The sequence below is a fragment of the Brevibacillus sp. JB24b genome (genome assembly GCF_051713385.1).
GTDB classification, from domain to species: domain Bacteria; phylum Bacillota; class Bacilli; order Brevibacillales; family Brevibacillaceae; genus Brevibacillus_B; species Brevibacillus_B laterosporus.
The window spans coordinates 1,837,753-1,859,826 of the sequence record NZ_JBNVQV010000001.1; the positions used below are offsets into that span (position 1 = coordinate 1,837,753).

Genomic DNA, 22,074 nt, shown 5'->3' on the forward strand with positions numbered 1-22,074 from the left:
ATGTGAATTGGACAAATGTTCAAACGAGATTTGACATTTTTTCATGAGGCTGGTAAGGTGAAGATGGAGATACTGAAGTAGGTAATCTCACGGTAGTAGCTGTCAACATACATAATGAAACAGCAGGTGATCAATATGAGAATGGTCGATTTAATTGAAAAGAAACGCGATGGGAAAGAACTGACCAAAGAAGAGATTATCTTTATCGTTGAGGGTTTTACGGATGGATCTATTCCGGATTATCAAATGTCTGCCTTAGCTATGGCTATTTACTTTCAGGGAATGACCCCAGAAGAAACGGCTTATCTGACGATGGCAATGGTTGAATCGGGTGATCAGATTGATTTGTCCGCTATAGAAGGTGTAAAAGTAGACAAACACAGCACAGGTGGTGTTGGTGACACCACAACGTTAGTTCTCGCTCCACTGGTTGCGGCCGTAGGGGTACCTGTTGCAAAAATGTCAGGACGTGGTCTGGGACACACAGGAGGCACAATAGACAAGCTGGAAGCAGTAGCTGGTTTCCATGTAGAGATTGATAACGCTGAATTTAACCGTTTAGTGAACACAAACAAAGTGGCTGTTGTCGGACAAAGCGGTAATCTTACCCCAGCTGACAAGAAGCTATATGGATTACGTGATGTCACAGGATCGGTAAGTTCCATTCCATTAATTGCAAGTTCGATTATGAGTAAAAAGATTGCTTCTGGTGCTGATGCCATTGTTTTAGATGTAAAAACGGGCGCTGGAGCTTTTATGAAAACGCTAGATGACGCTAAAGAATTAGCTAGTACTATGGTGAAAATCGGAAACCAAGTAGGGCGTAAAACGATGGCGGTTATTTCAGATATGAGTCAACCGCTTGGATTTGCCATCGGGAATGCTTTAGAAGTAAAGGAAGCGATTGACACCTTAAAAGGTGAGGGTCCTGAAGATCTGCGTGAACTCTGCTTAGTATTAGGCTCTCAAATGGTTTATTTAGCAGGGGAAGCTACAAGTCTTGAAGAAGCGCGAACGAAGCTAGAAGAAGTGATTGCAAACGGCAAAGCTCTTGATACCTTTAAAACCTTCTTGGCTGCACAAGGTGGAGATGCTAGCGTTGTCGATCAACCAGAGCGTTTGCCAACAGCTCAATATACAATGGAAGTTCCAGCGAAAGCTGATGGATATGTAGCCGAAATTATTGCAGATGATATTGGTACAGCGGCAATGATTTTAGGAGCAGGACGTGCAACGAAAGAATCTGAAATCGACCTAGCAGTTGGTCTGATTCTGCACAAAAAAGTTGGGGATCAGGTTAAGCAAGGGGAGTCACTTGTAACGATCCATAGTAATACTCAGGACGTAGAACAGGTAGTAGAACGTATATATCAATCGTATGGATTCTCCAAAGATCCAGTGGATGCATTGCCGTTGGTCTATTGTGAGATTAAAGAATAGATAACTGGTAACGGTTACGAAAGAGGGATGTACATGTCCAAAGAAAGCGTAGCAAAATATATTGATCACACAGCGCTAAAGCCAGATACTACTAAAGACATGATCGTAGGGCTTTGCGAAGAAGCAAAAGAATACCGATTTGCGTCCGTATGTGTGAACCCTACTTGGGTAAGCTTATGCGCGGAACTATTAAAAGAAGCACCAGAGGTCAAAGTATGTACGGTTATCGGGTTTCCTTTAGGAGCGAACACTCCGCAACTGAAAGCCTATGAAACGACGAACGCAATTGAAAATGGTGCTACTGAGGTAGATATGGTCATAAACGTCGGTGCATTAAAGGATAAAAATGACCTGCTAGTTGAACAAGATATGCTTGCAGTAGTAGAAGCAGCAAAAGGAAAAGCAGTGGTAAAAGTTATTATCGAAACGTGCTTGCTAACGGAAGAAGAAAAAGTACGTGCTTGCGAGTTAGCTGTGAAGGCTGGAGCTGACTTTGTGAAGACATCAACTGGTTTTTCAACAGGTGGTGCCACCGTGGAAGATATTGCTTTAATGCGTAAAACAGTAGGTCCCGAGCTAGGTGTAAAAGCCTCGGGTGGAATTCGTAGCTATGCAGATGTTGAAAAAATGCTTCAAGCTGGAGCGTGCCGGATCGGTGCAAGCGCGGGTGTGTCCATCGTAAAAGGTGAAGTATCGAACTCGCAATACTAGGGCCAACATATAAGTACTAATCAAAAAAGCGTTTCTCTTACAGGAGCTATCCTGCAAAGAGAAGCGCTTTTTATCATTTTTATCATGAGATAGAATGGCTACACTTGTATTGTGTTCACAAGTATCAGGTATCACTAGTATCTGGAGGAGGCTTACGCTTGCCACTAAATTGCACGATGAGAATGCTAAATAGAGCGAAGCCCACATAGGTGATCGTACTGTAAAGCAAGGGGTAGAGAAATGAGAAGAAGATGCCGAAGAAGGAGATCACTCCAACAAAGGTTACTAAGGTAAGAACTAGTGGTAGTTCACTCACCTGCGTCTCTTGAATTAATGGTCTAGTTAGACTGCGTAAGAGAATGCTTGCCAGTAGAATGACATGTCCGAGACTTATGGGGAGATAAGCATACACACTATACGGAATTTGAGCCATAAGAATTTCTACAATAGGTTTGATCTGGGTATGAACATCATGCCAATGAGATAAAATTTGCAAATGAATAAACAATCCAATAACACCAAATAATAAGCTACTTAGTCCGATTCCTAGACGAAGTGAGGGTAGTGATTCCGTTTCTCTTATTAAAGGGAACAGCACAGCCATGCTGAAAAATAAATGTAGACCAGTAAATAATAATCCATTCCATAGCCACTTCAGGTTTAGTTGATAAGATAGACTGGGTAAGGGAATATGGGTCTGATTGCTATATAAAAACAATACAATGATCAGAGCCCCCATTATGCACCCTGCGGCTATTTTAGCTAAGGAAGAGTTGGAGAGTCTGGCACCGAAAAAGACTAGCACCAGTATAACAAGTAAACCAAGCAATGGTGATAGGGAGGTTGTCTGTTCCAAGAAGAGTGCTTGATCAGCTAGTGCGATTCCACTGTATAAAATGATGATCAGAGCTGTAAAGAAACCAAGTACATGAGTGAGCTGTGGTCCAATCAGGTGAGCTAAAAACTGAGAGAGTGAGAATAGCTGATTTCGATAGGCTGAGTGAAGAGATTCATATAGAATCCAAGTCATCGCTATAATAGACAAAACCAAACCAATGGAACCCCAGGTGCCATAGTAGCTGAAAAAACGCAACCATTCATAACCACTGAGAAATCCCGCCCCTAGCATTGAGGATGTAAGTAAGGACGTGACACGAAAGGTATTTTTTATCATTGATCATCTTCCTTTTCTTGTTGGAAAAATGATGAAGTAGACAAGGAGTTATATCCTGATATCAGTCTATGAGCTAAGCCTGTTCATTCAGAACAACAGCCTGATTTTTATACTTATTAAATATAATTGTTTACTGAAATGATGAGATTCGTTATCATAGAAATAAATAAAAAGAAATAAATGGAATGCCCTTATAGAAGAAAGGATGTTTTCTTTATGAAAATTGTAGGAATAGCAGGAACAATGAATGTTGAATCCAGCACAAAAAAGGTAATGCAAATTGTATTAGAGTCGGCAAGAATGGAAGGAGCAGAAGTTGAATTAATTCATTTAGCAAAATGGCCTCTGCCTCTATATGACGCAAGAAACGATGTTAGCACGTATCCTGAGATTGTTCATCAATTTGTGAAGAAAGTAGCAGAAGCGGACGCGCTTGTGGTTGGCTCTCCAGAATATCATGGAACCATTACAGGTGCGTTGAAAAACTCTTTTGATTTTTTGGAAGGGCGATTTTTACACGGAAAACCAGTCGCTATTATCGGAGTAGCAGGCGGAGGTATGGGAGCAACTAATACGGTTAATACACTACAGCTTATATTACGTAATTTGCATGCTTATCCATTACCAGGTTCTCCGAGTGTTTCTAATTCCTATAAAGCGTTTAAAGAGGACAACACCTTGCACGACGAACGTCTCCAAGATCGCTTTGTGAATTTGGGAAAAGAACTGGTTTGGATGACCAAAAGATTAAAATAGGACAATCATTTTAGCAAATGTCGGAAAATCTTTCAACTTTCCCTTGAAACAAAAGCAACGGAAGCGGTATGATAGAGTCATATGTCTTTGGGCGATACTGGCTGAAACGAGGGATGAGAGTGCCAACTCCAAGTATGGAAGATTATCTGGAAAGAATATATAGTTTAATTGATACCAAGGGATATGCTCGTGTGTCTGATATTGCGGAAGCGTTAGAGGTGCATCCGTCCTCTGTTACAAAAATGGTACAGAAACTAGATAAAGACAACTATTTAGTCTATGAAAAATATCGTGGGCTAGTCTTAACGGCCAAAGGAAAAAAAGTGGGTAAACGTTTGGTGCGCAGACATGCATTGTTGGAAGATTTCTTGACGCTAATCGGTGTAGATCAGGATCTAATTTACAAAGACGTTGAGGGAATTGAACACCATCTAAGCTGGGAATCGATTGCCAGCATTGAATATTTAGTTCAATTTTTAAAAGAGGACCCTACCCGTGTTGCTGAGCTCATGCGTATTCGAGAAGAAGACGAACAAAAAGAGGCTACGGATACAAGCTCAGATTCCGTATAACAAAAAAAGCAAGCGAGTTAAGCTTGCTTTTTTGGTATTGGATGCTCAACTTTCAGGAGTAGGATAACTCCCCTGTCGCATAAACTACATGTGGATGCATCTTTGTATGAACGGAGGGAGCACATGCGAGTAGATGCGGTTTTTGAAGGAGGAGGCATGAAAGGTATAGCCTTGATTGGAGCGATTACGGCTATGGAACAGCATGGGTACCAGTGGGAGAGTGTTGCTGGTACGTCGGCTGGTTCTATCGTCGCCGCTCTTTTGGCTGCCGGATATCGTCATCTGGAGCTCCGAGAAATATTTGAAACATTGAATTTTTTGCAATTTTTAAAAAGAAAAGGCTGGTCAAAAATACCGTATCTTGGATCATGCTATAACCTGCTAGTCCAAAAGGGGTTGTATCCCAGTGATGAAATTGAACGTTTTGTCAGTCAATTGTTACGCAAAAAAGGAATTCGTACATTTGGTGATTTACCTAAAGAAAAACTGCGTATTATTGCTTCTGACATCAGTGCTGGCACCATGCTAACTTTGCCAGATGATCTTCCTGATTTTGAAATTGTTCCAGAAACCTTCCCTATTGCCAAAGCTGTTCGAATGAGTTGTGCAATCCCCTACTTCTTTCAACCTAATTTTTTATATAAAAAAAAGATCCCCCATATCATTGTGGATGGTGGTCTGCTGAGTAATTTTCCTGTCTGGCTATTTGATTCTAAGGAGAAGCCCTTATGGCCGACTTTTGGTTTTCGATTAAATGATGGGGCTGTTCCTGTTCGTCCTCAAACAGTGAAAAGTCTATATGGGTTATCTAAAGCTTTACTGATGACCATGATGGATGCCCATGACCGTTTTCATGTGAAGAAAGCAGAGGCTGTGCGAACGGTATTCATTCCCACCAAGGGTTATAGTGCAATTGATTTTCATTTAAGTGCAGTTCAACGACAAGAGTTATTTGATTCAGGTAAAAAAGCAGCGGAAGACTTTTTGGATAAGTGGGATTTTAATAAGTATGTTACTGCTTTTCGGAGCGAAAAAAATAACAGCTTTCTGGTTTGAAAGCTGTTATTGATACATCTTCGGCTTATTTTGTTTCGCTTTATCACGTTTGTCTTTTTTGGTGCCTTTACTGCCTTCAATAACCTGAAAGGGATTAGGGCGACGATTAGCTGTTACCGATCGCTTTAATCCTGGTTTCATCGGTTTGACCTTGGGAGTTTTTTTGGTGAAACGCGGCATGAACTTGCCTGTCTTCAAAAAATTACGTGCAAGATATAACAAGAGAGCAGAAAAGGCAACTAACGCGATCATTGTACCGGGGTTCTGTAAAAATTTAGTTGTAAATCCTACAACCGCCAACAGTATGATTACCCCAAAAACCGGATAAAGAAAGCCTCTTTTCAACTAGCTTCACCTCTTTGGATAGTTACTTAACCGGTGGTAGCAAGCTTTTGATTCTCCATAAATTCTTGATCCCGTTCCCTCATTTTTTCAAAAGAGGCAATAGCTACTTCGACTTGCGTATCATCAGGTTCTCTTGTTGTGATGCGCTGTAACCAGAGTCCAGGATAACCCAAGAAACGAAGAACAGGAATATCTCGCAATAGATTGGTCCCTTGCAAAACTTCATAAGAAACACCAATTACCACTGGTAACAAAATAATACGCTGAACGACACGGTCCCACATGGTGTGGTAATCAACTAAGGAGTACACAAATACACCGACAATAATGGAAAAAATGAGAAAGCTACTTCCACAACGGTAGTGAAGGGTGGAAAAACTTTGCACGTTCTTTACCGTTAATTCTACCCCAGCTTCATAGGCGTTAATCACTTTATGTTCAGCGCCGTGATATTGAAATAATCGTTTGATCAATGGAGTCTGGGCAATCAAGCTAATATAACCGATTAGCAGGAAGAATTTAATACCGCCCTCAATTAAATTTTGCCACACTCCAGATGGAACCCATTTACCAAATAGAAAGCCTGCAAGTAGGGCAGGTACAACAGTAAATAAAATTTTACCGACTAGAAAAGAAAGTACACCAACCACGGCAACGCCTAATATTAGTGTCATCTTAGATGGACCAGAGCTTTTATCTGCCTCATCATCCGATTCCATGCTGTATTGTTCAGAAGCGAAGTTCAGATGCTTGGCTCCGCTGGCACTTGCCTCAATCAATCCAACGATTCCGCGAAGAAAAGGAATTTTTTTTAGGTTATTCACCCATGTGATCGTCTTTTTAGGTTCCTCAAAGTATTCAATTTCCTGATTCTTTCGGCGGATGGCGGTTACGGTCACTTTCCTACCGCCAAACATAACGCCTTCTATTACGGCTTGCCCGCCATATGCAGGCACATTTTGTTGCTTCAAATTTAATCACCATCCTTATTCCTATTGTAACCGAAAGTTATATCCTTCTGCCACCTATTGTTCCAAGGTACTTTTCGCTATGGATTTCTCATGTTTTTCCTAGACATAGCCATACTAGTACTGAGGTGATTAACGTGAGTGCAACTATTTCTAAACAACAAGGGCAAAAAACAAAGGAATCTGATGAGCAACGTCAAAATAATCGATCATCGTCAGATAAAAAAATCAAAACAAAACCGATTTCAGCGAAGACAATCTTACAAATATCTGTATGTGGAACGTTGATCTGGAGCATTCTTCGTATCTTTATGCATTTCTTTCAATTCACACCATATGGTGCCTATATCTTTGCTCGTCCATTCTTTGGCAAAGCTCATGAGAATTCCTATGCGGGTTTAGCCGTAGGAGTGGTTATGTTATTTCTTATTGTTTTTGTCGCATGCTTGGTATATAACTTTGTTCTGGGCAACCTATATAATTGGTGGCTTGGTGTCTTGTATGGAATCGCATTTTTTTATGTATTTGGATATTTCTTCCGGATGCGTCACTGGGGATGGGGGGTCTGGAGTACTGAATTTTTCTGGTTTATGTCACTTGGGATGTTTATTGGGATGAGTATCGTAGCTGAGAGGTTTGATACAGAGGAAACAAGCAAGAATGAAATAGACCAATAATGTAGCGATGAAAAGAATATGATAAAATAGACAGAGATTGAGGGGGAAGGGAGATGACCAATATGATCTCTGTCTTGGTAATAAATGGACCCAATTTGAATGCATTAGGTAAACGTGAACCTACTATTTATGGTCAGGATACGTTAGAAGATATCGTGGCGCATTTACAAGAGGTAGCAAATGAACTACAAGTATCAATTGGACATCTTCAGTCTAATCATGAAGGTGTATTGATCGATGCTATTCACGATGCACGCGATGCATACGATGGGATTATTATGAATCCCGGGGCGTTCACTCACTATAGCTATGCGATACGTGACGCAATAGCCAGTGTGTCGTTGCCTCTCATTGAGGTTCACATCTCCAATGTCCACAAACGAGAAGAGTTTCGACATACGTCCGTCATTGCCCCTGTAGCGTTGGGACAGATTGTTGGACTGGGGAACGATGGTTACGAATGGGCATTACGGGCTTTGGTTCGCCATTTGCAGCACAACAGAAGTACATAGAAAGTCAACAAGAATGGGAGAGATCATGATGTCACATCGTTTGGACAAACTAAGAGCGGTATTGAAGGAACAAAATATGGATGCACTCATTATTGAGAGTGAAGTAAATCGTCAGTATATTAGTAATTTTAGTGGTTCCACAGGGTGGGCAATCGTATCTTTGGACCAAGCTAAATTTGTAACGGATTTCCGCTATATCGAACAAGCTACGAAAGAGTGTACAGCTTTTGAAATCATTAATAATAAACGTCAAGCGTTGCCGACCATTAAACAAGCGCTACAAGATATGAAAGTAGCCAGAGTTGGATTTGAGGCGGAGCATACGAGCTATGCTACCTTTGAAGCATGGAAGCATACATTAGACAATGTAGAGCTAGTAGCTACGAAAGGTCTTGTAGAGAAATTGCGTTTGTACAAAGAGAAAGCAGAATTAGCTATCATGAGACAGGCAGCCCAGTTATCTGACGATGCTTTTGCCCATGTGATCAAAATGATTAAACCAGGAATTCGTGAAATAGACGTAGCCAGTGAGCTGGAATACTATCTACGTAAGCATGGTGCAAAAGGCTCCGGCTTTGATATTATTGTAGCCTCAGGTAAACGTGGAGCCTTACCTCATGGTCGTGCGAGTGAAAAGGTCATTGAAGCGGGAGATATGGTTACGATTGATTTTGGGGCACATTATAAAGGCTATCACTCTGACATGACACGTACCTTTGCTGTTGGCGAACCTGACCCGAAAATGAAAGAAATCTATGAGATTGTTTTAAAGGCAGAGCTGGAAGGTGTAAATCGGGTAAAGGTTGGTATGACGGGTAAAGAAGTAGATGCCTTGACTCGTGATATCATCAAGGAAGCAGGGTATGGGGAGTATTATGGTCATGCGGCAGGTCATGGCTTGGGGATGGATGTCCACGAGGCTCCTGCGGTCTCGATGCTATCAGAAACTGTACTGGAGCCAGGTATGGTAATTACAATTGAGCCGGGGATTTATGTGGAAGGCCTTGGTGGAGTGCGTATTGAAGATGATGTGGTATTAACTGAAAATGGAATCGAGATTCTGAACAAAACGCCAAAAGAGTTGCTGATTTTGCCTGTATAAATTATACTATGTAAGGTTGAGTTATATTTAGGAGGAAAAGCATGATTTCTGTAAACGATTTTCGCACTGGTTTAACTATTGAAGTTGACGGTAATATTTATTCAGTACTTGAATTCCAACACGTAAAACCAGGAAAAGGTGCGGCATTCGTCCGTTCCAAATTGCGTAACTTACGCAGTGGTAACGTAACGGAAATGACCTTCCGTGGTGGAGAAAAAGTAAACCCTGCTCGTATCGAATCAAGCACAATGCAGTACCTGTATGCAAGCGGTGATGATTATACGTTCATGAATACGGAAACGTATGAGCAAATCACTTTTACTCAAAAACAAATTGAGCATGAATTGAAATTCCTTAAAGAAAACATGAACGTTCAAATCATGCAATATAATGGTGAGACTATCGGTATCCAACTTCCAAACACTGTTGAGTTGGAAGTAACAGAAACAGAACCAGGTATTAAAGGTGATACAGCTACTGGTGCTTCTAAAAAAGCAACATTGGAAACTGGCTTTATCGTAAACGTACCTTTGTTCGTAAACCAAGGTGATAAGTTAATCATTGATACTCGTACTCAAGCGTACGTATCTCGTGCATAAGTAAAGTAATTACACAGAATAACAAAGAAAAACTGCCGATTTTCGGTGGTTTTTTTACTATCTGATGCTAGATGAAGTGGTATAACATATACATGGCTACATGAAAGAAAGGAGTCATGGCATGGCAGATGTATTTCAACTGGGGCCCTTTTTCATTAAAAGTAGTTGGATTGTCATAGTGGTATCCGCAGTGGTTGGTTATCTAGTCATGAAACTTCGGATAAAACAAGCTAATCTGGGTGCTTCAGAATTGATGGAGAATACCATTGGTTCACTCATTTTGCTTGGAATTGTCATTTGGAAAGGTAGCTATTTGTTCCTACACCCACAGAAGGTTATAGATAATCCCATGACGCTGTTATACTACTCTGGTGGTGTAACGGGAATATGGATTGCTGTCGCTAGCTGTATGGCTTTGTTGTTTGTATGGAGCAAAAGGCAGAAAATCTCCATGTGGGAGTATGTTGACTCAATCGCTGTTGGTTTTGTTCTATTTTGGGTTTTTTACTTGTCACTGTCGTTATTATGGGATAAGCAAGATTGGACAGCTGATTTATTGATGATTGGAACCGGTTGTCTCTTTTTGATCCTTGTCAAAAAAAGACGGGTAACTCCTCAAGTATTGTCCGTAGCCTTGTTGGTTTCTCTCATATGTAAAACGATCATTGATACTTTTTATGGAACATCAGAGTTTTTAGTACATAAAGACTTACCTTCTTATCTTCAAGGAGGCTTATCCAAAGAACAGGAGGCTCCAATTGGGATAAAAAAAGGAGAGCAAGCTCCGGATTTTGAATTGAATACGCTAGAAGGACAGAAGGTAAAGCTGTCAACCTATCGTGGACAAAAAGTGATTCTGAATTTTTGGGCAACCTGGTGTCCGCCCTGTCAGATCGAAATGCCTGATTTACAAGAATTTCATCAGGATTATCGGCAAAAGGGAGTGGTGATTCTAGGAGTAAATTTAACTGCAACTGAGAAAAATATGGAGTCGGTGGCTGGTTTTGTTCAGCAGGAAGGTGTTACATTTCCTATCTTATTGGATGTCACGAGAGAGGTTGCTAAACGATATCAAGCGATATCTATTCCAACTAGTTATTTTATTGATGAACAAGGAATTATTCGTCAAAAGGTGATTGGACCTGTGAACTATGAGCAAATACAAGGCATTGTTGGGGGCAATAAGAAAAGGGAGATTGCGGGGACCCGCATGCGATGAATGTCAGGATATATTGCAAAAATGAACATTTTGCTTTTTGATTAATAAAACAAGCCACTAGCATTGCAGCATCTAGGGCTTGTTTTTATTATTTATTGACCTGCTCGAATGTCATGTAAAGTGATTCGTTTTAGGTAGAGCTCAGAAAAATCACTGGTTAAGCCTTCACCTGTTGGAGATTGAGAAACGATTCCTACTTTTACTGTATCGCTAACTGGTAAACCGAAATATCTAACCATTTGAAATTTTTCTCCGTCCAAGGAATAATGCAAGGCGAAGGTATTCCCTTTTCTAGCCATTTGAAGCCAAGCACTTTTATTCGAAATAATAGGACCGTTAGCATCATCAGATACGCCATTAGTCACTACACTTACGATCGAGTATGTATTGAAATCAGTAAATTCTAAACAAAGCTTCGCCCATATCGTCTCGCTTTCCATGACCATGAGAACAGCTGCATCATAGGTTGCCAGGAATTGATGACTTACTTTAGAACGTAGAACAAAATCACCTTGAATATCCGTAAAGAAGAAAGGGGCGTTTAACTTCCGTTCTCCAGTAGCTGGGTTGATAAAAAAATCTGATTTTGAAGGTGCAGTAATTTGGACAAGGTTATTTTTTGTCGTTACGTTTGCTTCATTTATCCATTGATCAAAAGGATTCATGTTTAATCGCTCCTACGACTGATAAATTTTGGGATTCAATCATGAATTATAGCAATTTGTTTCTCTTTTTCAAACAATCGTAAAAGTATTTCAAAAGGAACTGTCATGTTTTTCATTTAGATGGATCAAATAGACATACAAAACGAAAAAGGAGGGGAGATTTCATTGTGTATGAGGATATAAAGCAGGTAGAGCAGGATCTTACGATGACCAGAGAGGCATACTTGGAATTCATGATGAAAGAGTACGGAGATAGAATTATTCAATTGGTGTATCTCATCGTAAAGGATCAAAATATGGCGGAAGATATCACACAGGAGGTATTTCTGAAAGCCTTTCGAGGTTTACATTCATTTCGAGGGGAAAGTAATGTTAAAACGTGGTTGTACCGTATTGCTATTAACGAAGCAAAAAAATACTTACGTTCATGGTCCTTTCGGAGAATTTTCTCTACCTTTAAAAAAGAAGAAGTTTTTCACAATCAATTTGAACATACAGAACAGCAAGTGGAGGAAACGGTCATTGGCAAGCTGACGAAGGCAGAAATGGCAGAAAGGGTTATGGCACTGTCACCTTCGTATCGGCAAATTATTTTACTACATTATTATGAAGATTTTACAGTTAAAGAAATAGCACAAGTGCTTGAAATATCTGCAGAGGCAGTTCGTACGAAGCTACATCGGGCACGAATGAGCTTTAAGTCACTGTTAGAAAAGGAGGGGTTGGAATGGATGTAGAAAAAGAGTTTCGTGAATCTGTTCAGGCTGTAAGCCATAATTCAGTTAAGGATGTACGTTTTACCGCTGATTTGGAGAAACGAATTAAAGAAAAGGCGAACAAGGGTGCCATAAAACGCCACCGCAGACTATATACAGTGGCCACGGCAGTAGCCTGCCTTGTCTTAGCGGTAACGGTATGGAAATTGACACCTTCGGGATTGCAGGAGGTTTTGAAACAGTCGGCAGCGGCTTTGACGGAGAAAAAGACGAATGCCATTGTTGAAAAAGTCCTACAGTCACTCCAGAAAGCAATCCCCGATTTAAGTAGCTATCAGGTTGACATAAAGGAAACAGCGAATAATAGAATTACCGTTGTGTTACGAAAAACGGATGGAAAGCTTGCTAAAGTGGCAATCAACAAGGAAACAGGAAGTGTAGAAGTATTCAAGTGGTTTAAAGGAGACTCCACAGAGCAAGTTCCATCAGAAAAGGTCGCTAAAGAAAAGGCGGATCTATTTTTAAAAGCCCTACTCGGTGATCATAGTGAAGAATACCAGCAGATTGCGATAAGTGAGGTAAAACGACCACAAAGTGGGTACCTAGAGTTAGATGTTAAAGGAATGAATGTCTCCTACCAGCAGATGAAGAACGGAGAACCTGTTCCTTTCGCTAAGCTATCGGTATGGGTGGATGGTTCCGGGAGGATCGTCTCCTATGGGGAACTGAACAAATCAGAGCAAGCGATGCTTACCAAGCTGAAGGAAGCCATTCCTGAGTTAAATACCGAAGCTAGTTTGACAAACAAAGAGGTAGAGTCCTCTGGGTACCATTTTTCATTAGCGAATGCTGATAAAGACGGCAACTCGGTAATGATCAGGACGGAGGGAAAAGGTGATTTATTGAAAAGCTACGAATTGGAAAGCCTTCGGGATGAGAGTTTTGAATGGGCGCATAAGTCGTTGACTAATGAAAAAGCGAATCTGTTTTTGCAGCATATGCTCGGAGACGATTTTACCAATTATCAAGAGGCAGGAACACCTGACAGAGCTAGCTACATGCGTTTTTATAACGGACTGCCTGTTCTAGAGGATAATCTTACTGTTGTGGTAGATAAAGGGGGACGTATTCTTTATTACTCGAAAGCTGTAGGCTTGTACGACCTAGCTAGTTTACCTGATCCATCAAAAGCAATTTCCCAGAAAAAAGCAGAAGAAGAGCTAACTCAAAATATGAAACTACGCTACATCGAGCGTTCAGTAGTGAAGCGTGATCCAGTAACACATCAGGTAATAGAAGAACGCCCGTTGCTTGACTATACTCCAGTCGTTTCACATGTACAAATGGGTGAAATTCGCTCACTAAACTGGTATATAGATGCAGGTACTGGAAAATTGGAGTATGGATTAGGTAATAATGGGATTGATTATGATCGTCGTACGAACCATGAGCCAATCAGCCTCAAAGCCTCACAACCAACCATTATCAAAACGAAGGAAGAGGCGGCTCGTCTATTGACAGATCAATTTGGAGTGCAGTTAACTGGTCTTCCATTAAGTGAGAGAGAAGAAGATTCTAGATTTGGAGCAAAACAACATATATTCCAATGGAAAACAAAAAATGAGAAACGCCTTGAGGTGGTTACGAATGCCAAAACAGGTCAGGTTGAGCAAATATATATCCCGAGAGTTGATGGTAAAATTACCGTTTCGCAACAAGACGCCTTAAAGGAAGCGATAGCAACTCTGGAAAAATATGTAGACCCAGGTGTTACGGAGGTACAAATTAGCCGAATCCTGGAGCCAGAAGAGGCTAATCCTGTAAATTCTGGTGACTGGCATTTTTCATTCTTTAAGAGTCACGATGGGGTGCCTGTTCTTGAGCAAGATCTTAACCAGGCTTATGATGTATCAGTTGATCCGTCTACAGGAAAGGTCAATGGGTTCCAAAATCATACGCAATGGAAGGACAAAGTTGTCCTGCCTGATAAGAGTCAAGCAATTCCAGTGAAGGAAGCTGTACAAGAATACCTCAAATTTATGCCGCTTCAATTAGCATATACTCTTAAGGGAGTCGATGAGAAGAAATTATCAGAGCCAAAGTTAATTTACGTTTCATTAAGTACGAAAGAGAACGCTGATAAACATATTTATTTAAATGCTATTACAGGAAAAGTAGAATTGCGATAAATTTAGAGAAAGAATGTAACTGATCATGTTAGTGAGAACGCAAGTCAGTTTACTTTAGTGAGGACAAAAATACACCCTACCCTATGACATTGGGAAGCTTAGTAGAGACATACAGATCTCTCCTAAGAACCAACGTCTACATGAGTGGGTGTATTTTTACATTTTTCTTGTCATAACTAACCCTCACATTGCTTTGCCTATCCAGTCCAATAGTTTCATGAAAAAAGCTGTAATACCAGCGGCCATTAGAGGGCCCACAGGCACTCCTTTAAAAAATACAATGCCTATAATAGAACCGATAACTAAACCTACAATTAACTGAGGGTCAGCGCGTAACATATCCAGCCCTTTTCCGTTTAGATGGGTAGCTAAGATACCTCCTATCAGTGCCATAATCCCGACAACGGTGGTAAACAGTGGAGTTACATCTTTAAGCGATACCTTTTCACTGGCAAACGGTACGAGAACGGATACGGTTAAAAAGAGAAGGCCCAATTCCAGACCACGTCTCTCCACAGATGGAAATAGGCGTTCTAACGAAGTTAATTTTAAGACCAACAATAAGCTGGCTGCGGTAGCAATGATGGGAGAACGACCAATTAGGCCAACAATGATGAGCACTACCAACATAATTTCACCGCTTGCGACATGCATGCTTCATCGAACCCCTGTCCTTTGTCTTCCTCTCAAATTTATGAGCCAAGCAGGGGGAGTATGCATTGTTCCTTGCATACAGGAACGATTTTATAAAGATTGAGCTGACTAGCCATTTCTATGTCTTCTTGATGATGATGTTGCTGTAGACGTTTCCCTGTCTTACTATTCATCATTACTTGTAAGAGGGAGGGAGCAAAAGTCTGATATGCTGCTTGCAATGCTTCAGCTAAATCACATACCTCGATGGCGGGAAGAAAACGCTTCGCCTCTTGCACTAATAAGCCGGCACACAGACCATCCTCTAAAGCGAATTCCATTCGGGTACCAGAACAATATAGAGTGATATCGCGTTTTAACTGAAGGGCCTGTGTAATACAAGCTGTTGCATTTAGAAAAGAGGCAATATACAAATACTCAGCCTTCTCAGCCTTTTGCATGGCACGGGTACCGTTTGTAGTGGTTAAAACTAAATGAGGTGTGTGTTCCCAGTTCACCTTTTTCATGGCAATAGGCGAATTATTTTCATCAAACGAGGCGATTTTTTTACAGTGGCGTTCCCCAGCTAGAAGAGATTGTGATGTACGTAGTGCCATAGCCTGCCCAATTGTCTCAGTAGTACTAATCGCCTGGCAACCATGAGCTAGTGCGCTGACAATCGTGCTAGTGGAACGGAGTACATCAATTACGATGACGGTTCGATGTATAATCTGTTCGGCTCGAATTTCTTCTACGGTGGGAACCACTTCTATTCGCATACTAATCTTCTCCTGTCTTCTAATACCTGATAGGCGGTATCACCACGCAACCCACGACGAAGGGTTTCAAGAGATAAGAGATCAGCGGGAGCGATGTTTCCTAGATTAGCGTCAAGTCCGATCGTCTTCAACAAACCGATCTGTTGGGGCTTCTGAGGAGCTTCCCAGATTAGCCTAGTTGCTAGTGTAGATGCTTGTTGCATGACTTGTTGCACGAATTCCGAATCGATCTCTCCTTGTTTGTTATAAATCCCCACATTTCCGCTTTCACGTGCTTCCACAATGACATAGTCGGCACCAGCATTCACGTCTTTCATGAGTGTAGACAAGAGCATCTCTTGATCAGCACGGAAGGTACTCGCCTTTTGACCATATTCAGAAAATACACGAAAACCCATTTCTCTAGCCATCGAAATTGCATCGTGCCTTTCTTGGATTGAAATAGGCATGCTGCCATCTGAAATTTCCACTGCATTAAATCCAGCATCGCGTATTCGTTCCAGATATGTTTTTATCCCATCCTGCGTATAGGCTATTTCAAAAAAGGTTCCACCTGGCATAACCGCAATATCTAGAGAGAGAGCTAGAGTTAGCTTTTCTTCTAGCACAGAAAAGGGATAGAGAACGGAGGTTCCGAAGCCTAGTTTATAAATATCAATATAGGAGGAAGCGGTGTGTAGCAAGTCTTTCATTGCGTGTAAGCCTAATCCTTTGTCTATTACCATTGTAACTCCGGTATGACGTGGCTTACATTCTCGGGTACAGGATGGATCTACCCATTGAGTCGGCCAGAACGTAGTCTCTTTTTCCATTAGCAAGCTCTCTCCAATCCATAGGCATTTGTTTTACCATATGCAATCTGTGTCTACATGGTCGAAGAGGTATGAGCCTATCTATTTTTGATTGGTAAAGGACATAACATCGGACAAGTTGCATAGAGTGGGTAAGAGAAGGGAGAGACGTGCATGTGGGAAAAAGCAATTATTGGGATGGCGTCCCTACGATTGTTGTCCGGCAGTCTGGAAATTATTGTAGCTTTGCTAATCCTCAAGGTAAATCAAGTCGATAAAGCGTTGATCTATAATTCCGGTTTAGCGTTGGTTGGTCCCATGATCTTACTCGCAACTACTACGATGGGAATGGTAGGTATATCCGACAAATTGTCACTTACGAAAATATTATGGATCTTTATCGGGGTGACTTGTATTTTGATTGGCGTAAAAAGTAAATAGTGGTCGATGGTTCTGGGGAATACTACCCACTAGCATAAGTGAGGAGGAATTCTTATGGATCATGTAGAACAGCATTTAGCTTACTTACAAGGATTAGTGGAGGGATTAGACCCAGAACTAGCAGGGTTAGAAGAAAAAGCTTTGTACAGACTTGTACAGCTTTGTGATGATCTGGTAGCGGAATTGAGAACGATCCATGTACGTGTGGAAGAATGTGAACAATATGTTGAAGCCGTAGATGAAGATTTAACCGACTTGGAGTACTTGCTATATGATGATGAAGAATTTTACGAAACGGTGTACGAAGACTATCAAGAAGCGATGAATTACCGAGACCGATTCTCGGATTTGGACGACTCAGACGAAGCGTATTATTACGAAGCGCTTCACACGGCTGACAGGAAAGGGATTGTTTCCCATGTACATGAAATAGAATGTCCGCAATGCAGAGAGGTTTTAATGGTGAAAGAAGAGGTTGATCCTGAGGGCTATCATTCCTATGAAATAACGAATCGCTACCATCAGGATGTTCATAATCCTTCATAGCCCCATTTTTACAAGTAGAGATAGGTCACTCTAGCAATGGGAAAAGTTGTACTAGTTTTCCTTGTTTCTTAGTCATAAATGTTGTCCCTCCCTGCATAGGATGAGATAAGTCTGAGTGGACAAAGGGGAGACTTTATGAAACATATCTTGTCTTTGTTGCCGACAGAGATTCGCGCCGTGATAGCCGCTCTGCCTGTAAAAGTGCAAGAACATGTAGAAGAGATTCGACTACGTCAAAACTTACCTATGGAAATCCGTTACGGACATCAGGCTAGTTATGTAACACCCACTGGTCAGCTTACAGCCAATTTTCGCCAAGGGTGGATGTTCCGTGAGGATTCAAGCGTGAAACTGCTTAATCAGATTAGCCAGCACTCGCTTTATGCGCTGGAGGAAGAGTTGAGGCGGGGCTACATTACGGTTGTCGGGGGACATCGTATCGGTATTGCTGGCAGAGTGGTTCTAGAGCATGGAGATGTCAAAGGGATACGAGATATTACCAGTTTCAATATAAGGATTGCACGTGAGAAAAAGGGAGTTGCTAGGGACGTTCTAGCCTATTTGTTTGACCAGGGGCAATTCCTATCAACATTGGTGATCTCACCTCCTCAATGTGGCAAAACAACATTACTCCGTGATTTGGCTAGAAGCATTAGTTACGGTAATGAGTGGTCTTCTAGCAAAAAAGTGGGGATTGTAGACGAACGCTCCGAAATAGCAGGTTGTTACAATGGTATTCCTCAACGAGACGTAGGGCCGCGAACCGATGTGTTGGATGCTTGTCCTAAAGCGATTGGAATGATGATGATGATTCGTTCCATGTCACCTGACCTTATTGTGGTGGACGAAATCGGAAGACAGGAAGACAGCGAAGCTATATGGGAAGCTTTGCATGCAGGGGTAGCCGTGTTATGCAGTGCTCATGGAATAGCGCTTGAAGATATCGCGAAGCGGCCTACGATTTCTCGTTTAATCACGGAAAGGGTATTTAAACGGTACGTGATTCTTAGTCGTGAACACGGAGCCGGCACAATTCATGGACTATATGATGAGCACTTGCGATCGATTCAAAAGGAGAATGTCATATGCTTAAGATAGGGGCAGCTATCGTAGTGCTATTGTCAGCCTCTCTGATTGGTGTCCAGCTAGGAAAGCGTTATAGCGACCGGGTTAAAGAATTAAGAGCTTTGCTTCATTCATTGCAAATGTTAGAGACGGAGATTGTTTATGGAGCTACTCCTCTCTCGCTAGCCTTTGAAAAAATTTCTGTTCGAGTGATCCAAAGCGTTGGGAATCTGTACAAGCGGGCTAGTGAGCTTTTACAAACAAAAGAAGGCGAATCCACCCAAATGGTTTGGCAAACCGCATTAGAGCAGACATGGGACTCTACAGCATTGCGAAAAGAGGAGAAAGAAATTTTAAAGAATCTAGGCTATGTGATGGGAAATTCGGATCGAGAGGACCAGAAGAAGCATCTGCAACTAACCGTCTTTCATCTGCGAGGTTTAGAGGAAGAAGCGAAGGCAGAACAGATTAAGTATGAAAAAATGTACAAAAGTTTAGGATTTTTAGGCGGACTTCTCATTGTCATACTAATGATGTAAGAGCGAGGTGTGGGGCGTGGGCTTTGATTTGACTCCAGTGTTTCAAATTGCCGGCGTTGGGTTTATCGTTGCGATTATTCAGACGGTACTGAAAGCCTCAGGAAAGGAAGACATTGCTCAATGGGCGACATTGGTTGGATTTATCATTGTATTGTTTATGGTAGCGCATTATCTGGGTGATTTATTTACCGAGGTCAAACGAGTCTTCCTTTTTAATTAGGGGGTGGGGAGCCGATGGACATCGTACAAATTGTCGGTCTGGGCTTAGTAGCAACGCTTCTCGCCCTAGTCATCAAAGAACAAAAACCCTTATTCGCCTTTTTGTTGGCCGTAGTGAGCGGTGTCATCATTTTTACCTTTTTAATTGGCAAGATTTCTGATGTTATTCGTGTTTTGGAAAAGTTAGCAGTCCATGCTGACCTCAATCTTGTTTTTCTTGGAACGATCCTAAAGATTATTGGGATTGCCTATATTGCCGAATTTGGGGCTCAGGTGACAAGAGACGCTGGACAAGGGGCGATCGCCTCCAAAATTGAATTAGCGGGTAAAGTGCTTATTCTTGTCATGGCGGTTCCCATTATTCAAATTATTATTGAAACAGTAGTCAATTTACTGCCTGCATAAAGGGAGGTGAGGATGAACGGTGGCACAAAGATGTACCCTCTTGCTCCTGTTTCTTCTGCTATTCTTTGCAGATGGTGCCATCGCAGCAGCATCAACCCCCGAGAAATTCTCGCCGGTAGAAAAAATGGTCAAGCAACAGGCGGAGCACCTAAATCTGCAACAAATTGAGACCTTTTGGAAAAAGACATTAGACCAATACGAGGGATACCTGCCAGATCTGAAACAAAAAGGTTTCATGCAATTACTGATGGAGGATGGTGGGTTATCGCCATCTGGCATGTTTAAAGGGATTCTAAAATTCTTCTTTCACGAAATTCTCATGAACGGGAAGCTACTCAGCTCGATCATCATCATTACCGTATTTGCGATGCTACTAGAATCCATGCAGAATGCTTTTGAAAAAAATACAGTATCTGTTGTAGCCTACGCTATTGCTTACTTGGTTCTGATGGTGCTTGCGATGAATAGCTTTCATGTGGCGATTACCTACGCTAAGGATGCAATCCAAGGGATGTCAGACTTTATGCTCGCCATGATACCTCTTGTCCTTGCCTTGCTGGCCTCCATGGGCAATTTAGCTTCAGCAGCTATGTTCCATCCCATTATCGTCTTCATGATCAATATAAGCGGTTTTCTTATTTCCACGATAATCTTTCCACTTTTATTTCTTTCAGCAATGCTTTCAATTGTGAGTCTATTCTCAGAAAGGTATAAAGTAACCCAATTAGCTATATTGCTTCGAAATGTAGCCATGGGAGTGATGGGTTCCTTCTTAACTATCTTTCTTGCCATTCTAAGTATTCAGGGAGCTACCTCAGCCATGGCAGACGGAGTGACGATTCGAACAGCAAAGTATATCACAGGTAATTTTGTACCTGTGGTTGGGCGAATGTTCACGGATGCAGCAGATACGGTCGTAAGTGCTTCTGTGCTAGTAAAAAATGCAGTGGGACTGGCTGGTGTTTTCATTCTACTACTTTTATGTGCTTTTCCAGCTATGAAGATTCTCATATTGGCTCTGATTTATAATTTTTCCTCAGCGGTTCTGCAACCGTTGGGAAATAGCCCAATTATTAAAGCTCTAGGAACTATCGGTAAAAGTCTACTGTATGTCTTTGCAGCCCTAGCAACAGTTGGATTGATGTTCTTTTTGGCCATCACCATCATTATTGCAGCTGGAAATATATCCTTGATGGTTCGGTAGGTGAAGTGAAATGGAATGGTTAAATCTCTGGTTACGAAAAGTTGTTCTACTAGTGCTGTTAGCCGCCTTTCTGGATCTCATCTTGCCCAATACGAAGATACAGCAATACGTGAAAATGGTGATGGGTCTTATTATTCTGTTAACAATCATGTCGCCGGTCTTCTCGATATTTCAAATTACACCAGATGAATTAGCTACTAAAATTGGTATTTACCAAAACGAACAGGAAAAGACCGAGAAACAGTCACAGTGGGAGCAATTAACACAGAAATTGGTTCAACATAAAGATGCTCAAATGACCCAATACGTCTCATCACAATTAAGTAACCTACTTACTGAAAAGGTAAAGCAGACTTATGGAATAACACTCTCGGATGTAGCGATTCGATTTGCATCACCTGACTCTAAAGAACAAGTGATCAAAGAGATTACAGCAACGATTAGTTCAGGTCAACACCCTACAAGTCCACCCAAGCAAGAGCGACAAGAAGATACCATTACACCTATTGAGAAAATTACGCCGATCCAATCTGTTGAAATCAACCTAAATGATCAACGAGAGGGAATTGAGAGAAAGAATGAAGCTATCGAAGCTTCTGCTTCAGTGGTTAAACAAGACCCACTTCATGCAGAAATTGCGGCGTATATTGCCAAGGAATGTGGTGTGGAAATAAAGCAGGTCGAAGTAATTGCTCCCAAACGGGAAGCGGAAAAGCGCTAATTGGGCGGTATCTGAAAGGGGGGACCCATT

27 protein-coding genes are annotated in these 22,074 nt (G+C 41.4%); 20 read left to right on the forward strand and 7 right to left on the reverse strand.

All coding sequences use genetic code 11. The features are described from left to right. Window positions 1-135: 135 nt before the first annotated feature. Window positions 136-1,440 carry a pyrimidine-nucleoside phosphorylase gene (locus ACQV1I_RS08950; protein ID WP_094699130.1) on the forward strand — a complete coding sequence of 435 codons (1,305 nt, stop codon included), beginning with the start codon at window positions 136-138 and terminating at the stop codon, window positions 1,438-1,440. Window positions 1,441-1,473: 33 nt separating this feature from the next. Then, complete coding sequence (gene deoC / locus ACQV1I_RS08955; protein ID WP_116333690.1) at window positions 1,474-2,151, forward strand: deoxyribose-phosphate aldolase; 678 nt, start codon at window positions 1,474-1,476, stop codon at window positions 2,149-2,151. Between the two features lie 124 nt (window positions 2,152-2,275). Here the strand turns inward: deoC and ACQV1I_RS08960 are convergent, their stop codons facing one another. Beyond that, window positions 2,276-3,325: a hypothetical protein gene (locus tag ACQV1I_RS08960; RefSeq protein WP_094699126.1), complete on the reverse strand. Its 1,050-nt coding sequence runs from the start codon at window positions 3,323-3,325 to the stop codon at window positions 2,276-2,278. Between the two features lie 216 nt (window positions 3,326-3,541). On the opposite strand from ACQV1I_RS08960, the gene ACQV1I_RS08965 reads away from it, so the two are divergent. The 3 genes from ACQV1I_RS08965 to ACQV1I_RS08975 all read left to right on the forward strand — a co-directional run bounded on the left by ACQV1I_RS08965 (window position 3,542) and on the right by ACQV1I_RS08975 (window position 5,709). Beyond that, entirely contained in the window at window positions 3,542-4,081 is a 540-nt protein-coding gene (locus ACQV1I_RS08965) for an NADPH-dependent FMN reductase (RefSeq protein ID WP_116333691.1), read from the forward strand. Between the two features lie 119 nt (window positions 4,082-4,200). Next, a complete protein-coding gene (gene mntR / locus ACQV1I_RS08970) occupies window positions 4,201-4,653 on the forward strand; it encodes a transcriptional regulator MntR (RefSeq protein WP_094699124.1) in 453 nt (150 codons plus the stop codon). A 123-nt stretch (window positions 4,654-4,776) separates the two neighbouring features. Then, window positions 4,777-5,709, forward strand: a complete 933-nt coding sequence (locus ACQV1I_RS08975; RefSeq protein ID WP_018674270.1) for a patatin-like phospholipase family protein — start codon at window positions 4,777-4,779, stop codon at window positions 5,707-5,709. 6 nt (window positions 5,710-5,715) lie between these two features. On the opposite strand, the gene ACQV1I_RS08980 is transcribed toward ACQV1I_RS08975, so the two are convergent. Then, window positions 5,716-6,054, reverse strand: coding sequence for a TMEM14 family protein (locus ACQV1I_RS08980; RefSeq protein ID WP_094699122.1), 339 nt, complete (start codon window positions 6,052-6,054; stop codon window positions 5,716-5,718). A 26-nt stretch (window positions 6,055-6,080) separates the two neighbouring features. Continuing rightward, on the reverse strand, window positions 6,081-7,025 hold the full coding sequence (locus tag ACQV1I_RS08985; RefSeq protein WP_094699120.1) for a DUF1385 domain-containing protein: 945 nt from the start codon (window positions 7,023-7,025) through the stop codon (window positions 6,081-6,083). Window positions 7,026-7,159: 134 nt separating this feature from the next. On the opposite strand from ACQV1I_RS08985, the gene ACQV1I_RS08990 reads away from it, so the two are divergent. From ACQV1I_RS08990 to ACQV1I_RS09010, 5 genes are all read left to right on the forward strand, one after another. Continuing rightward, entirely contained in the window at window positions 7,160-7,699 is a 540-nt protein-coding gene (locus ACQV1I_RS08990) for a YqhR family membrane protein (protein WP_116333692.1), read from the forward strand. A 62-nt stretch (window positions 7,700-7,761) separates the two neighbouring features. Beyond that, window positions 7,762-8,211: a type II 3-dehydroquinate dehydratase gene (gene aroQ, locus ACQV1I_RS08995; protein WP_094699303.1), complete on the forward strand. Its 450-nt coding sequence runs from the start codon at window positions 7,762-7,764 to the stop codon at window positions 8,209-8,211. A gap of 28 nt (window positions 8,212-8,239) precedes the next feature. After that, window positions 8,240-9,313 carry a M24 family metallopeptidase gene (locus ACQV1I_RS09000; RefSeq protein ID WP_116333693.1) on the forward strand — a complete coding sequence of 358 codons (1,074 nt, stop codon included), beginning with the start codon at window positions 8,240-8,242 and terminating at the stop codon, window positions 9,311-9,313. Between the two features lie 41 nt (window positions 9,314-9,354). Then, window positions 9,355-9,912, forward strand: coding sequence for an elongation factor P (gene efp, locus ACQV1I_RS09005; protein ID WP_018672563.1), 558 nt, complete (start codon window positions 9,355-9,357; stop codon window positions 9,910-9,912). A 121-nt stretch (window positions 9,913-10,033) separates the two neighbouring features. After that, entirely contained in the window at window positions 10,034-11,131 is a 1,098-nt protein-coding gene (locus tag ACQV1I_RS09010) for a peroxiredoxin family protein (RefSeq protein ID WP_161555065.1), read from the forward strand. A gap of 92 nt (window positions 11,132-11,223) precedes the next feature. Here ACQV1I_RS09010 and ACQV1I_RS09015 read toward each other — a convergent pair whose 3' ends face one another. Further along, window positions 11,224-11,796, reverse strand: a complete 573-nt coding sequence (locus tag ACQV1I_RS09015; RefSeq protein WP_116333695.1) for a DUF1349 domain-containing protein — start codon at window positions 11,794-11,796, stop codon at window positions 11,224-11,226. Window positions 11,797-11,963: 167 nt separating this feature from the next. Here ACQV1I_RS09015 and ACQV1I_RS09020 point away from each other — a divergent pair, with 167 nt between their 5' ends. Further along, window positions 11,964-12,533: a sigma-70 family RNA polymerase sigma factor gene (locus ACQV1I_RS09020; protein ID WP_116333696.1), complete on the forward strand. Its 570-nt coding sequence runs from the start codon at window positions 11,964-11,966 to the stop codon at window positions 12,531-12,533. Then, on the forward strand, window positions 12,524-14,701 hold the full coding sequence (locus ACQV1I_RS09025; RefSeq protein WP_116333697.1) for a YcdB/YcdC domain-containing protein: 2,178 nt from the start codon (window positions 12,524-12,526) through the stop codon (window positions 14,699-14,701). The genes ACQV1I_RS09020 and ACQV1I_RS09025 overlap by 10 nt, the downstream gene beginning before the upstream one ends. Window positions 14,702-14,884: 183 nt before the next feature. On the opposite strand, the gene ACQV1I_RS09030 is transcribed toward ACQV1I_RS09025, so the two are convergent. The 3 genes from ACQV1I_RS09030 to ACQV1I_RS09040 are packed head-to-tail and all read right to left on the reverse strand — an operon-like array spanning window position 14,885 to window position 16,925. Next, complete coding sequence (locus tag ACQV1I_RS09030) at window positions 14,885-15,355, reverse strand: DUF441 domain-containing protein (protein WP_018672568.1); 471 nt, start codon at window positions 15,353-15,355, stop codon at window positions 14,885-14,887. A 38-nt stretch (window positions 15,356-15,393) separates the two neighbouring features. Next, a complete protein-coding gene (locus ACQV1I_RS09035; RefSeq protein WP_116333698.1) occupies window positions 15,394-16,113 on the reverse strand; it encodes a 2-phosphosulfolactate phosphatase in 720 nt (239 codons plus the stop codon). Then, on the reverse strand, window positions 16,104-16,925 hold the full coding sequence (locus ACQV1I_RS09040) for a phosphosulfolactate synthase (RefSeq protein ID WP_094699104.1): 822 nt from the start codon (window positions 16,923-16,925) through the stop codon (window positions 16,104-16,106). Before ACQV1I_RS09040 ends, ACQV1I_RS09035 begins: the two co-directional genes overlap by 10 nt. Window positions 16,926-17,078: 153 nt before the next feature. On the opposite strand from ACQV1I_RS09040, the gene ACQV1I_RS09045 reads away from it, so the two are divergent. The 8 genes from ACQV1I_RS09045 to spoIIIAF all read left to right on the forward strand — a co-directional run bounded on the left by ACQV1I_RS09045 (window position 17,079) and on the right by spoIIIAF (window position 22,044). Continuing rightward, window positions 17,079-17,345 (forward strand): YqhV family protein, encoded by a 267-nt coding sequence (locus ACQV1I_RS09045; protein ID WP_094699102.1) that lies wholly within the window; start codon window positions 17,079-17,081, stop codon window positions 17,343-17,345. Between the two features lie 54 nt (window positions 17,346-17,399). Beyond that, window positions 17,400-17,891: a CD1247 N-terminal domain-containing protein gene (locus ACQV1I_RS09050; protein WP_094699099.1), complete on the forward strand. Its 492-nt coding sequence runs from the start codon at window positions 17,400-17,402 to the stop codon at window positions 17,889-17,891. A 135-nt stretch (window positions 17,892-18,026) separates the two neighbouring features. Further along, window positions 18,027-18,989 (forward strand): stage III sporulation protein AA, encoded by a 963-nt coding sequence (gene spoIIIAA, locus ACQV1I_RS09055; protein WP_018672572.1) that lies wholly within the window; start codon window positions 18,027-18,029, stop codon window positions 18,987-18,989. Then, window positions 18,977-19,495 carry a stage III sporulation protein SpoIIIAB gene (spoIIIAB, locus tag ACQV1I_RS09060; protein ID WP_116333897.1) on the forward strand — a complete coding sequence of 173 codons (519 nt, stop codon included), beginning with the start codon at window positions 18,977-18,979 and terminating at the stop codon, window positions 19,493-19,495. Before spoIIIAA ends, spoIIIAB begins: the two co-directional genes overlap by 13 nt. Window positions 19,496-19,511: 16 nt before the next feature. Further along, the gene (gene spoIIIAC / locus ACQV1I_RS09065; protein WP_003337900.1) at window positions 19,512-19,715 is read left to right on the forward strand and encodes a stage III sporulation protein AC; all 204 of its coding nucleotides are present in this window, start codon (window positions 19,512-19,514) and stop codon (window positions 19,713-19,715) included. Between the two features lie 14 nt (window positions 19,716-19,729). After that, the gene (gene spoIIIAD / locus ACQV1I_RS09070; protein WP_018672574.1) at window positions 19,730-20,119 is read left to right on the forward strand and encodes a stage III sporulation protein AD; all 390 of its coding nucleotides are present in this window, start codon (window positions 19,730-19,732) and stop codon (window positions 20,117-20,119) included. Window positions 20,120-20,138: 19 nt separating this feature from the next. Next, on the forward strand, window positions 20,139-21,323 hold the full coding sequence (gene spoIIIAE, locus ACQV1I_RS09075; protein ID WP_094699097.1) for a stage III sporulation protein AE: 1,185 nt from the start codon (window positions 20,139-20,141) through the stop codon (window positions 21,321-21,323). Between the two features lie 10 nt (window positions 21,324-21,333). After that, window positions 21,334-22,044, forward strand: coding sequence for a stage III sporulation protein AF (gene spoIIIAF / locus ACQV1I_RS09080; protein WP_116333699.1), 711 nt, complete (start codon window positions 21,334-21,336; stop codon window positions 22,042-22,044). Window positions 22,045-22,074: the final 30 nt, after the last annotated feature.